Annotated in this window: 10 protein-coding genes and 2 tRNA genes; 8 read left to right on the plus strand and 4 right to left on the minus strand. The window is 39.4% G+C overall.

Annotation, left to right across the window (positions count from 1 at the left end; genetic code table 11):
* The first annotated feature begins 1 nt into the window (after position 1).
* The 3 genes from QZ574_RS16060 (at position 2) to QZ574_RS16070 (ending at position 6,030) form a co-directional block, all read left to right on the plus strand.
* Complete coding sequence (locus QZ574_RS16060) at positions 2–1,696, plus strand: hypothetical protein (RefSeq protein WP_297091379.1); 1,695 nt, start codon at positions 2–4, stop codon at positions 1,694–1,696.
* Positions 1,697–1,793: 97 nt separating this feature from the next.
* Positions 1,794–4,082 carry a heparinase II/III family protein gene (locus QZ574_RS16065; RefSeq protein WP_297091381.1) on the plus strand — a complete coding sequence of 763 codons (2,289 nt, stop codon included), beginning with the start codon at positions 1,794–1,796 and terminating at the stop codon, positions 4,080–4,082.
* Between the two features lies 1 nt (position 4,083).
* Complete coding sequence (locus QZ574_RS16070; protein ID WP_297091383.1) at positions 4,084–6,030, plus strand: glycoside hydrolase family 97 protein; 1,947 nt, start codon at positions 4,084–4,086, stop codon at positions 6,028–6,030.
* Positions 6,031–6,302: 272 nt separating this feature from the next.
* Here QZ574_RS16070 and QZ574_RS16075 read toward each other — a convergent pair.
* Positions 6,303–6,376: transfer RNA gene (locus tag QZ574_RS16075), tRNA-Met, on the minus strand.
* Positions 6,377–6,524: 148 nt separating this feature from the next.
* On the opposite strand from QZ574_RS16075, the gene QZ574_RS16080 reads away from it, so the two are divergent.
* From QZ574_RS16080 to QZ574_RS16095, 4 genes are all read left to right on the plus strand, one after another.
* A complete protein-coding gene (locus tag QZ574_RS16080) occupies positions 6,525–6,902 on the plus strand; it encodes an START-like domain-containing protein (protein ID WP_297091385.1) in 378 nt (125 codons plus the stop codon).
* Positions 6,903–7,023: 121 nt separating this feature from the next.
* Entirely contained in the window at positions 7,024–8,505 is a 1,482-nt protein-coding gene (locus QZ574_RS16085; RefSeq protein WP_297091387.1) for an LptF/LptG family permease, read from the plus strand.
* A gap of 6 nt (positions 8,506–8,511) precedes the next feature.
* On the plus strand, positions 8,512–9,714 hold the full coding sequence (locus tag QZ574_RS16090; protein WP_297091389.1) for a glycosyltransferase family 4 protein: 1,203 nt from the start codon (positions 8,512–8,514) through the stop codon (positions 9,712–9,714).
* Positions 9,711–10,901, plus strand: coding sequence for a glycosyltransferase family 2 protein (locus QZ574_RS16095; RefSeq protein WP_297091391.1), 1,191 nt, complete (start codon positions 9,711–9,713; stop codon positions 10,899–10,901). Before QZ574_RS16090 ends, QZ574_RS16095 begins: the two co-directional genes overlap by 4 nt.
* 6 nt (positions 10,902–10,907) lie before the next feature.
* On the opposite strand, the gene QZ574_RS16100 is transcribed toward QZ574_RS16095, so the two are convergent.
* Positions 10,908–11,585 (minus strand): RNA methyltransferase, encoded by a 678-nt coding sequence (locus QZ574_RS16100; protein WP_297091393.1) that lies wholly within the window; start codon positions 11,583–11,585, stop codon positions 10,908–10,910.
* 80 nt (positions 11,586–11,665) lie between these two features.
* Entirely contained in the window at positions 11,666–11,938 is a 273-nt protein-coding gene (locus tag QZ574_RS16105; RefSeq protein ID WP_297091396.1) for an HU family DNA-binding protein, read from the minus strand.
* A 284-nt stretch (positions 11,939–12,222) separates the two neighbouring features.
* Here QZ574_RS16105 and QZ574_RS16110 point away from each other — a divergent pair.
* Positions 12,223–12,307 (plus strand) — tRNA-Ser (locus tag QZ574_RS16110).
* Between the two features lie 151 nt (positions 12,308–12,458).
* On the opposite strand, the gene QZ574_RS16115 is transcribed toward QZ574_RS16110, so the two are convergent.
* Entirely contained in the window at positions 12,459–13,694 is a 1,236-nt protein-coding gene (locus QZ574_RS16115; RefSeq protein WP_297091399.1) for a S41 family peptidase, read from the minus strand.
* Between the last annotated feature and the right edge of the window lie 3 nt (positions 13,695–13,697).

Consider the following 13,697-nt stretch of genomic DNA (forward strand, 5'->3'; position numbering starts at 1 on the left):
AATGTACCTCATTACTGATTTGCCTCATAAAAAGGAGTATCAGATTGAAAAAAAGATTATTTCCAGAATAGCGGGAATGAAAATGGTTTTAATTTATACCTTGATGCTTCTGTTTGCTGCTAAAGGATATACCGCAGTTTATCAATGGAGTTTACCAATTGAATCATTTATTTCGGAAGAAACCAATGAACCCCCTGAAGCGTTTTTATGGATTCCTGAAAATTGCGAACAAGTAAAAGCCGTGGTTTTTAGTCAGCAAAACATGTGCGAGGAAACCATTTTTAACCACCCGAAGTTTCGCAAAGCGATGAGCGAACTTGGGTTCGCAATTGTTTGGATTACCCCCGGAATCAATCAACAGTGGGACGTAAAAACAGGTTGTCAGAAAGCTTTCGATGATGTTATGACCGAGTTAGCTGTGGTAAGCGGCTACACCGAATTAAAACACGTTCCGCTTGTTCCCATAGGGCATTCAGCAATGGCGACTTTTCCATGGAATTTTGCAGCCTGGAATCCGGATAAAACATTGGCTATTGTTTCTTTTAAAGGAGATGCGCCCCGTACAAACTTATGCGGGTACGGACGGGAAAACCTGGAGTGGGGGCGCACACGCAACATAGATGGAATACCCGGTTTAATGGTAATGGGCGAATATGAATGGTGGGAAGCACGGCTAAATCCGGCACTGGCATTTCGAATGATGTACCCACAGAGTTGTATTTCATTTCTGTACGACGCTGGGCATGGGCATTTTGATGCTTCGAATGAAGTGGTGGATTACTTATGCTTGTTTCTGCAAAAAGCTGCCAAATATCGTTTGCCAAAAAATCAATCACTAAATGAACCTGCGTATTTGGTGAAACTTAATCCTGAAGATGGTTGGCTTGCCGAGAGATGGCAAGTGAATAAGAAGAAACGGCAAAAGCCTGCTCGGTTTAATAAATACAAAGGAAATAAACACGATGCCTTTTGGTATTTCGATGAAGAGACAGCAAAGGCAACAGAAGCACATTACAAAGGCAAAAGAAATAGAAAGATGCAATATGTTGGGTACGAGTATAATGGTGAGTGGTTACCTTTTAACGGAAAGCACCATGCTCAATATTTAGTGAAAGGCGTTAGTACCGATGATCTTTCATTTCGTTTAAAAGCCGTATTTGTTGATTCTACCCGAATGGAGAAATCGGGTGTGCAATTGGATGACGCACCTTCAATTACAAAAATATGCGGACCGGTTGAAAAGCTAACCGACAGCACATTTGCTATTCGTTTTGAACGAACAGGAATGAATAACACAAAACGTTCAGGCGATATTTGGCTGCTGGCCCAACATCCGGGTAACGAGAAATATAAAAGCGCCGTACAACAGTTTAATCTTCAGGTTCCTCTGTGTTTAACAGAGGGGAAAACACAACGTATTAAACTCCATCAAATAGATGACCAGGAGGCTGGAATTCATTCGCTAAAATTAGAGGCTGAGTCGAGTTCGGGGTTGCCGGTTTATTTTTATGTGAAAGAAGGTCATGCACAAGTTCAAAACCGGGATTTACTATTTACACCGATTCCTCCACGCAGCCAGTATCCGGTAAAAATTACAGTAGTAGCCTGGCAATTGGGAAGCAATGTTGCTCCCTTATTTCAAACGGCAAAACCGGTTGAGCAAAGTTTATATATTAGGCAAAATATTGAAAATTAGATAATGATGAAACGAGCATGGTAAATTTTTATCACACATGAGAATGACTGTCGTGCGCGTTACATGAGTCACCATAAAAACAAATAATTATTGACGAATGAAAAGGATATCTCTTATACTATTTATAACCATCTTTAGTTTGACGGCTTATGCGCAAAAACGCAATTATTTTCTTGTTACAGAAAATAATGTAAAGCGCTTAAAAAGAGAAATAGAGAAGAGTGAGGAGGTTCGGAACGCCTGGAATATACAGTTGGAAAAGGCAAGTCAGTTGATGCAAAAAGACAGAAACTCGTTGTTTGATGCACGAGTATTGGGATTGGTTTACCGCATGACAGGTGAAAAAAAATATGCGAACCGTATTAAAGTAACCTTGTTGCGTGAAATACAAAGAGATACCTGGGAAGAATGGGGGTTGTTACAGCGAGACCCTGCCTGGAATGCCGGATTACGTACGGCTCATGCAACTTTTAATGCGGCTCTGGGATTCGATTGTATTTATGATTGCCTAACTGATGATGAACGAAAAAAAATCGCCGATGGAATTGTTCGTTTGGGAATTAACAGAATATTAGGCGATTGGATTAATCCAACTACCAATATCCACACTTTCGATACTATGGGGCATAACTGGTGGGGTGGTGTAGTAGATATTGGTGGGATTGCTGCACTTGCAGTTCGTAACGAAGTACCGGAGGCTCAGAGTTGGGTAGAAACCATCTCAAATGCTTCGGTAGAGTGGTTGAATTATGCCGGAAGTGTGCTTCAAAATAAAATACCCACTTTCGATCGGAATGGTGGATTTTGGGAAAGCATTAACTATGCCAATTTTGGCGTTTCACAATACTTAATGTTTCGTTTGGCACACAAAAATGTGCATCCAAAACAAAAGCTTCCGGAAATGCCACAAATGGAAACATTAATTGATTTTTTTATCCACACCACTTATTACACTGATTCGTTAACCATGTCGGTAAATTTTGGCGACGGTTATTATTTGCGCAACGGACATGCTTGTGCCAAACTGCTTTGGAATTTGGGCTACCAAAATGAAAAGGTGCATTGGTACCTGCATAAAACCAATCATGCAGGTAATCATGAAATGATGACAAACGAATCGGCACTGGGATTAATTTTAAATCCTGTTCTGCCCGAAAAAATTGAAACTCCAGAATTAGCAACCTCGCAGCTGCAGCCTGATATGGGCTGGGCTATGATGCGTAATTCATGGAATGATAATGCCTCATTTTTAGCTGTAAAATCAGGGCTGGCCTGGAATCATGCGCATGCCGATGCCGGTTCATATATTCTCTTTCATAAGGGAAAATATCTGATTATCGATTCTGGAAATGCTTCTTATGGAAATCCACTTTATACAAAGTATTATTGCCAAAGCGAAGCGCACAATGTTGTACTTTGGAATGGAAAAGGAGAAGAGCAAAATGCACCTTATTTTGGCTCGGTCAATCATGGTTCGTTACACAATCTTTTAGATGCCGGTAAGTTGAAATACTTATTGGCGAATGCCACCGGGCCTTATTCCAAAAATCTTTCGCGCAACTACCGTAGTTTTTTATGGGTGGGAGATGTGATTTTGGTAATTGATGATTTGTTGGCTTATGAACCCGGCATATTTGAGTGGTTACTTCATTACAACGGCGAATCAAAGCGTCGTGGTCAAAATCTTTCAATAAAAGATGGCGATGCAGAAGTAATTGTAAAACCACTTTTTCCTGAAACTTTTCCTGATGGAGGATTACCGCATGACTTCCCGGAACAAATGACACTTGAAGAGCGTTGGGGATGGGAAGATCATCATCCTGAAAACAAAGTGCCGTATTGGTCGGTAAGCCATTTCGAAGAAACGCTTCGTACTAAATTTGTAACCGCAATTGTTCTTAAAAACGATAAAAATAAAGATGACCTGCCACTAGTGGAAAGGTTTGAAGGGAAAGATTTTCTGGGGGTACGTATTACTCAAAACAATGAAACTACTGAAGTTTATTTCAACCTGTTGGCCGATGGACGTTTAAAACATCGCAACAGTATTATTAACATGAATGGCTGGGATACGGATGCTTACCTGATGGCTCTTACTTTTAAGGAAGGAACAGACCGAAGTGATGTTAAAAATATAGCTGATTTATTTGTTACGCATGGAAGCTATATTCGTCGTGATGGGCAGGTGTTGGTTCATGCGCTTTCAAAATACACAGCGCATGTAAAAGATTTTGGCAATCAGCCAGAATTGCATTTTCAAGGGCAACAAAATATTGATTTTCAGGTGTATTCCAGGTCTTCTGCTTCTGTGGTTCTTGTAAACAACAAGCATGTAAAGGGCAAATACAATTCTGACTTAAAACTGATAAAAATAAAGCTTGATTAATATGAGAAATTTATTGATACTACTACTTACTATTTTCACATTTAGTACAACTGCCCAAAAGCAACACATTGTTAAGAACTCGCGTCACGAAATTAAATCGCCTGATAAAAAAACGGTCTTTCAGTTTTATCAAAAAACCACCGCTGAAGCAAAAACGCAAATGTACTACACGGTAAGCTTTAAGGATGAACCTGTGGTATTGGAATCAGAATTGGGTGTTCTCATAGAGAATCAGCTGTTTGAATCGGCATTGGGGATTGAAAACGACCCAAGTACCATGTGGTGCGAAAACCTGGACCTTAAATCGTTTGACACAACTACTGTTGACGAAACCTGGAAACCTGTTTACGGCGAGCGCTGTGTGGTTCGAAATAATTACAATGAAATGATTCTTCATTTCTCAAAGTTTGATGAGCCGGAGAACGTACACCATGGACATGCCGGAACCAGTTACGATAAACGCCGCAGTTACCAAATGGATTTAATTGTAAGGGTTTATAACGAGGGAGTGGCTTTTAGGTATCATTTCCCGGAAACGTCAAACGGATTGTTTCTTCATATTACCGGAGAGCAGACCAGTTACACGCTGCCCCAAGGAACGATGGCTTACTATGAACGTTGGGCGCAGGGACCATACAGCTACCTACCGCTTAAAGACTGGCCGGATGAGTGTGAACGTCCATTAACGCTGAATTTGCAAAATAGCTTGACTGTTGCATTGCTTGAAGCACAAATGTTAGACTACAGTCGTGGTAAATTCAAACTGAGTGAAGAAAAAGCCAATACAATTGATCTCACAATGTACGACAAGGTAGATGTAATTACACCTTATTCAACTCCCTGGCGTGTGATTATGGTAGCTGAAAATCCGGGTGAACTTCTAGAAAATAACGACATTGTGTTAAACCTGAACACTCCTAATAAATTGGAAAATGTGTCGTGGATAAAACCAGGCAAGGTAATTCGTTCAAATCTTACCACCTTAGATGCAAAAGAATGTGTTGATTTTGCTGCCGAGAGGAACCTGCAATATGTTCACCTTGATGCCGGTTGGTATGGTCCGGAAATGAAGATTTCCAGCAATGCTACCACCGTTTCTCCTAACCGAGATTTGGATTTACAGGAGGTGGTGAACTATGCTGCAAAAAAAGGAATTGGAGTTTTTGTTTATATCAATCAGCGGGCCTTGTATGATAATCTGGATGAGGTATTTGGGCAATGTCGTAAATGGGGCATAAAAGGAGTTAAGTTTGGCTTTGTTCAGATTGGTTCCAACCGCTGGTCGGTATGGTTGCATAAGGCCATTAAGAAGGCAGCAGAGTACCAGCTTCTGGTAGATATTCATGACGAATATCGTCCAACCGGATTTAGTCGTACCTATCCGAACCTGATGACACAGGAAGGAATTCGCGGAAACGAAGAAATGCCTGATGCCACACACAACACTATTTTGCCTTTCACCCGCTTTTTGGCAGGTGCCGGCGACTATACCATTTGTTATTACAACAACCGCATTAAAACAACGCACGCACATCAATTAGCGCTTTCAGTGGTTTATTACAGCCCAATTCAGTTTTTGTATTGGTACGATAAGCCTTCGTTGTATCGAGGAGAAAAAGAAATCGCTTTTTTCGATAAGGTTAAAACAGTTTGGGACGATACAAAAGTACTAAACGGAGAAATTGGAAAATACATTACAGTAGCACGTCGCTCGGATGAAGAGTGGTTTGTGGGGGCCATTACGAATACTGAGCGTCGGACGCTTGAAATTTCATGTTCTTTTTTGGAGCCTGGTAAAGATTATAAGGCTACCTTATATTACGATGATGAGGGCTTGAACAGTCGTACGAATGTTAATATTAGAACGGAAAATGTTGACTCCACGAAAAAGATAAACTTTAACCTAATTGATAGTGGAGGGGTAGCCATTCATTTTCAGCCCAAATAATAAATCGCATTAAAAATAGCAGCACCTAAAAAAAGGCTGCTTAATGAGGCACAATGTTACATAGTTATTCGAATAAAGAATAATGATCAGGGGATTCATGTGATTAGTGACTAATAAATCAATGTATTTTTTATTGCTTCAAGAATACTATCACTAGTAAGAGTAATCTCCCGATAATCCGTACGATCTATAAGAATTAGGAATGTGTACCCTTTAAAAGCTAAAAAACCTGGTATTTGTATCAATACCAGGTTTTTAATTTGTTCTTTCAGTAGCGAGAGGCGGGCTTGAACCGCCGACCTCATGATTATGAATCATGCGCTCTAACCAGCTGAGCTACCTCGCCGTTTGTTTTTCAAAAATGCGGTGCAAATATAGTATTTATTTTTATTTCACGTAATCATTTCTGTAATTTTTGAAAATATCTTTCTTTCTTCGATTTTTAGCAGTTGTAAGTTCCAAACAGTTTAATTATATTGCCGAAAATCAAACTTATGACTGGTAAAGTAAAAATCAACCTGGAATTTATTATAAACTGTTCCCCTAAAGTTCTCTATAACAGACTTAGTACGGCATCCGGATTAACCGAGTGGTTTGCCGATGATGTTCGTGTTCGGGGAAAACAATACACCTTTATTTGGGATGGCTCGGAACAAACAGCCGAGATGACTTTGCACAAAGAAAATCGCTTAGTGAGGTATACCTGGCTGGATGATGAGGACACTTATTTTGAATTTAAAATAACACGCGACGAACTTACCGGCGATGTATCGTTGATTATTACCGATTTTGCTGAGGAAGATGAACAGGATGAAACACGCGATTTGTGGAATACCCAGGTCTCTGATTTAAAACATGTGCTGGGTTCATAAGCAAACTTCTTTTGTAACGGGTTGAATGTTGTAGTTTGATAACGTTTCTTAACCATTTTTACTTTACTAATTCCTAAAATAACTTAGTTTTGTAAGCGTTTCCTGATTGAAGAAAAATTACATGAAGCGTTTACATATTTTTGTTGTCAAATCATTTCTGGGGCCATTCTTTATGACCTTCTTTATCGTTGTATTTGTGCTGCTCATGCAGTTCTTATGGAAATACGTGGATGATTTGGTGGGGAAAGGTCTCGATTTTAAAGTGTTGGCAGAGATGATGTTTTATGCCTCCTTTGCATTGCTGCCTTTGGCCTTCCCGCTGGCAATGCTTTTAGCCTCAATAATGACCTTCGGAGCTCTTGGCGAGAATTATGAGCTCGTGGCCATGAAAGCTTCCGGTATTTCTTTATTCAGAATAATGCGCCCCCTGATTATTATTGCCATTCTTATTACCGGAACCGCGTTTTATTTTTCCAACAATATTTTGCCTAAAACAAACCTCAAATTCTCTACACTATTATACAGTGTAAAAAAGCAACGTCCGGAATTGGTGTTGCAGGAAGGGGTATTTACCAACGAAATGGATGGGTACAGCATTAAGGTGGGCAAGCGCGACAACAGCACAAAAATGCTTTATGATTTACTAATTTATGATCATACTAAAAATAAACCAAATGAAAGTGTAACCGTTGCCGATTCAGGATTACTGCGAATAACTGAAGATAAAAAATACATGGTGCTTAATTTGTTTGATGGAGTAACATACCAGGAGCAAAAGGCACAAAACAGGGCTAAAAAAGAAACATATCCGTACCAACGAAATAGTTTTAAAGAACAAACTATTCGTGTTAAAGTGCGCGATTTTGAATTTAACCGACGCGACGAAAGCATTTTCCGGAATCAGTATCGCATGCTTACCATCGATCAGCTTAAACAGGCCGATGATAGTTTAAGTCTTGACTATTACAATAAAGTAAGGAATTATATGATGCAGATTAATATAAACCCTTCACTCTCCCGAAAGATGTTTAATTTAACTGCTCGACATGATTCGTTAAAGCGCGAGAGAAATGATCCGAAAGCTGATTCGATTTTTAGTTTTGACCAGTATTACGCCGGAATAGACAAATGGGTGCAGGCTGAAATAGCCAAAACCGCACTTGATAAGGCACGGGGCAACATGCAACAGGTAAATATGTTTCAGGGGCAACTGTACAATAAAAAGAAAATGCTCAATAAATACCGGATGGAACGACACCGAAAATTTACCCTGTCCATTGCCGTTTTAATCTTCTTTTTTATTGGGGCGCCTTTGGGGGCTATCATTCGGAAAGGAGGGCTCGGAATGCCCGTTGTAGTCTCTATTTTTCTATTTATTTTGTATTACATTGTATCAATGAGTGGCGAAAAAACTGCGCGCGAAGACGTTTGGAATATGTTTAACGGGATGTGGTTTTCGTCGTATATTTTCTTACCTGTTGGCGTATGGTTAACCTATAAAGCAGCCACCGACTCGGCCATAATGTCGGCCGAAACCTATTCTAAATTGTTCGCCAGACTGGGGCTCGCCAGGTTTTTTGCAAAAAAGAAAACGGACCAATAATTACCGATGAGAATTTTGCAGATTACAAATAAAGTTCCTTTTCCAACCAAGGACGGTGGGGCTATAGCTTGTATGAACCTAACACGCGGGTTTAAACAGCATGGGTGTGAGGTTACTGTTTTGGCAATGAATACCTTAAAGCATAATGTGAGCCTTGGCGAAATTCCTGATTCAATTAAAAAACTGGCAAATTTCGAGTTGGTTGATGTGCCTGCCAGCATAAATAAATTCGATGCCCTGGTAAACTTCGTCTTTTCCCGGAAGCCTTACAATGCTGTTCGTTTTATTGATAAAAATTTTAGTAGAAAACTGGTTGAATTGTTGCAAATCAATGTTTACGATATTATTCAACTTGAAGGACTTTATGTTTGTCCGTACATTCCACTAATAAAAAAGTATTCGAATGCCAGGGTGGTTTATCGTGCACACAATATCGAGTTTGAAATTTGGGAACGGGCTGCGCAGCTCGAACGAGGATGGAAACGATTTTACCTGAACAACCTCTCAAAAAGGATAAAGCGCTTTGAAACAGCTTTGCTAAATACCTACGATTTATTGGTACCGATAACCGGGCGCGACGGACAAATTTTAGATCGTTTGGGCAATAAAAAAGAGAAACACATATCGCAAACAGGAATTGATACCGAGCAACTGGTTCCGAATAATACTAAGCTGGAATTTCCTTCATTATTTCACATGGGCTCGCTGGAGTGGGCACCAAACCAGGAAGGAATTTTATGGTTTATAGAAAATTGCTGGCCTCTTATTCATGAAAAATATCCAAGGCTTCGTTTTTATGTGGCAGGCAGAAACGCTCCCGGGTGGCTTATCGATAAGTTATCGGTAAAAGGAGTTGTTTTTGAAGGAGAGGTGGCTGATGCCTACGAATTTATGAATACAAAAGCAATTATGCTTGTTCCCCTGTTTTCGGGAAGCGGAATGCGCATAAAGATTATTGAAGGAATGGCTTTGGGGAAAAGCATTATCTCAACTCCGATAGGTGCCGAAGGAATAAATGTTACCAACGGTACCAATGTGCTTATTGCCCAGAATGTAAACGAATTTGTGGATGCAGTGGAGAAGCTGGTCGAGAACCGTGAATTATTTAATGGAATAGGTAAAAATGCAATGGAATTTATCCATGAAAATTTTGATAACTTAGCAACGACGGCAAAACTTATTGATTTCTACAAACAGTATAGCACATGATTTTAGACGTTTTGTTTTGGTTGCTACTTTTTATTCTGTTTTATACTTATGCAGGGTATGCGCTTGTTTTATGGGTGTTGGTTCGCTTAAAAAAGCTGTTTGTTAATGCAAAGGATCACAGCACCTCTGCTGACTATGAACCGGATGTGTGCTTATTTGTGACGGCCTACAACGAAAAAGATTACATAAAACAAAAGGTAGAAAATGCATTTTCACTCGACTATCCGAAAGAAAAAATTCAGTATTTATGGATTACTGATGGCTCTGACGATGGCAGTCATGAAATGTTGAAAAAGTTCGGGAATCTGGAGGTTTATCATCAGCCTGAGCGTAAAGGGAAAATGCATGCAATGAACAGGGGGATGAAATTTGTAAAGGCCCCAATTGTAATTTTTTCAGATTCAAACACCATTTTGGGGCAACAGTCGATTCGGGAAATTGTAAAGTGTTTTAGTATGCAGAATGTGGGCTGTGTTGCCGGAGAAAAGCGAATAATTCAACAGGATGAGGAAGCAGCTGCCGGGGCAGGTGAGGGCTTGTACTGGAAAATGGAATCGTGGATAAAGCAAAAAGACTGGGAGTTAAACTCTGCCGTTGGCGCGGTTGGAGAATTATTTGCCATTCGTACCGCGCTGTTTGACGACGTGGAAACCGATACCTTACTCGACGATTTTATGATTTCGTTGCGCATAGCCCAAAAAGGGTTTAAAATAGCCTATGCACCCAATGCTTACGCAAAAGAAACCGCTTCGTTAAACGTAAAGGAAGAGCTTAAACGAAAGGTAAGAATAGCAGCCGGCGGTATTCAAACTATTGCACGGTTAAAAGGACTTTTAAATCCGATTAAAAACGGAATTTTATCGTGGCAGTATTTTTCGCACAAGGTATTGCGTTGGGCATTGGCACCACCGGCTTTATTTTTACTGTTTTTGGTAAACCTGTTGTTGGTTGCTATCAATAATAGCTGGGAGAGTTCCGGTTTTTATACCCTTGCACTTTATATTCAGCTCTTTTGTTATGTAGCTGCTGTTTTGGGGTGGTACTTCGAAAACCGAAAAGTAAGGTTAAAGTTGCTTTTCGTGCCCTACTATTTTGTAATGATTAATTATGCATCATTGTTGGGCATGCGGCGCTATTTTACCAAACAGCAATCGGTAAACTGGGAGAAATCGCAAAGGGCAGGGTAATTGGAATTATTCTTGGTTTTCTTCAAAAAAACGTTTTTCCAGCAGCTCGCTTCTTTTAATGGTTTTTCTTATCCATTCCAGTTTAAGTTCAGCTTTTTCTTCATCGCTTAACTGCCAGTTAAAATCTTTGGTATTGCGCATTTTCATTGTCAGATGATGCAGAATAATAGCAGCAGATACCGAAATATTGAAACTTTCGGTAAAACCATACATCGGAATTTTTAGAAATTCATCCGCCTCCTGCATAATTGTTTCGGTTATTCCGGGCAGTTCAGATCCAAAAACCAGGGCTGTTTTTCCTTTGGCTACATCAAAGTCCTGAAGTTCCTGGTCGTTGGTATGTGGTGTTGTTGCAACAATGCGGTAGCCTTGTTTTTTCAGGCTTTTAATAATCTCAATTGTATTATTTGCTTCAATATTGTATTTGTGCATGCTAAGCCATTTTGAGGCCCCCATGGCAATCTCGCGGTTAACTACAAATTCATTTCTGTCTTCAATAATATGTACATCCTGAATACCAAAACAATCGCAGGTTCGAATAACAGCACTGGCATTTTGCGATTGGTAAATATCTTCTAAAACAACCGTAATGTGTTTGGTCCTGTTTTGCATAACTTTATCAAAAAGCTCGTTGCGCTGGGGAGTGAGGTAGCCCGATAAGTATTCAAGAAGTTTTGTATTCATAAATGTTCTGCGATGATTAATTGTAAAAGAAAAAGGGAAGCGTTTGGCTTCCCTTGTCAGTTTTTTACCTATTCGTCTGATTACGATACAGCGTCAGCTAATTCTGCACCAGCTTTAAATTTAACAACATTTTTAGCTGGAATAGTAATTTCTTTTCCTGTTTGAGGATTTCTACCAGTTCTGGCACCACGCTCTGAAACAGAGAAAGAACCAAAACCAATAAGAGCAACACGGTCGCCAGCTTTTAAAGCGTCAGTTGTGGCACCGATAAATGCATCAAGAGCTTTTTTAGCATCAGCTTTACTAAGGCCTGCTTTTTCGGCCATCGCATCAAGTAATTGTGCTTTGTTCATAAGGCAAAATTTTAAATAATTAATTAAGTGATTGAAAATAAATAACTTAGTTCTATGTACTTTATAAAGAATACTTTGAATTTTTTCATTGTTGTAAGGGTTGAAAGTCTTCAAACATTCAGTAAAATCAAGCGTTTCAGAGAACTTTTTTAAGTTTTAGCTAAATTCAGAAATATGTTTTAAAAAACCAAACCCTAGCACCCTTTTTTTTTAAGTAATTTCTGAAATTTTTGTCGAAAAGTGTTTTGTACTTTGAAAAATTAATCTACTTTTGCACCGCATCTGGAGAGATGGCAGAGTGGTCGAATGCGGCGGTCTTGAAAACCGTTGTACCGCGAGGTACCGGGGGTTCGAATCCCTCTCTCTCCGCAGAAATCTACCGGAATTTTTCGGTAGATTTTTTTTTGCTCAAAAGTGTTGATAACTTTTTCTGTTAAATGCTTGTTTTTATGATTGTTGTAACGGTTTTTCCGCTTATGTTAATCTTCTGTATACCGTTTGTGGAGGAATTTAACATAGATTATTTTAGCGAAATAGTGGAAATAACCCATTCAAGCATGTTGTCGGTACCTTTAGAATAGCTTTCCCAACTGTAATGAATCTTTACATCAGGTTGTATGCCCTGGTTGGCAATGCCCTGTATTTTAAAAAATCGCTTGGAGTAACACACCACAAGGTTCGAGTTTGGCAGTTTAAAAGTGTCCATGTCCTGGTAACCTGTAGGATTAGAACCGGTTTCTTCACCAATAATTTTGGCATTAAGCAGTTGTTTAAACAAGGCTGCATTGCTTGTTGCGGCAGAAAAAGTAACGCCATCGGTGAGCACATAAACTCCATTTTTCCAATCCACCGGATCGGCAAGGTTTAAGGCATAGGCCAAAACCAGTCCGGTGTACAAATCGCCGCCACCGTTGTTGCGCATATCAATAATTAGCTGGCGTATCTGATGTTCAAAGATATAAGTCACCAGTTCTTCGCCAATTACTTGCATATTTTCGAAGCCCGGGTATTTCTCAAAATGAATGTAAAGCGCATTGGTATTTTCTACGGGAGCAAACCAGAACGAATCAAGTGCGGCTGTTTGCGGTTTTTTTATTTGAGGAACAACGATGTTCATTTCAATGTATTCCGTATTATTCTCAGGGCGTAGAGCAGTTATTTCCTCCCTAAAAATCGGGGCATTGTCTGTTTCAAAAGTAAAGGTTGCCTTGTTGCTTTGTTTTATCAGGCCGAGTTGAAAAAGAATTTCACTGATTTTAAAATATTGGGCGGTCCTTACCATTTCTGATTGTTCGTTTTCTACAAATTGTGCTACCTGGCTAATTTTTTTGGTGGCTACCGAAATAGGACTATCACCAACCATTACCAGTTTTTTACCTAAAAGGTGACTGTATTGTTGTGTAGCTTTGACAATTCGCCAATCTCCTTCAAACCATTTTATCTCAAAAGGGAAATAGTGTTTTTCAATATTTTGCAATGAAATAGCTGTGTGCCCGTCGCCAATTTTTCGTGTCAGCTTCATAAGGTCAAGCACTATTTCCATATCTGATTTAAGTTGAATAGAGTTTTTAATCAGTTGTAATTCAGTTACAAATTCATTTTTACTAACCTTATTATAAAGGTCAATATGTTTTTTCTCTAATTCCTGATGAAAAAATTCCAGGTCGTGTTCCCATTCAGAAAGCCTGTTTTGGGCGGATATGGATAATACAAGAAAGCTAAAAATAAGCGTAAGGATGTAGGGAAATTTATTCATTAC

Source organism: uncultured Draconibacterium sp., assembly GCF_913063105.1.
Classification (GTDB): Bacteria; Bacteroidota; Bacteroidia; order Bacteroidales; family Prolixibacteraceae; genus Draconibacterium.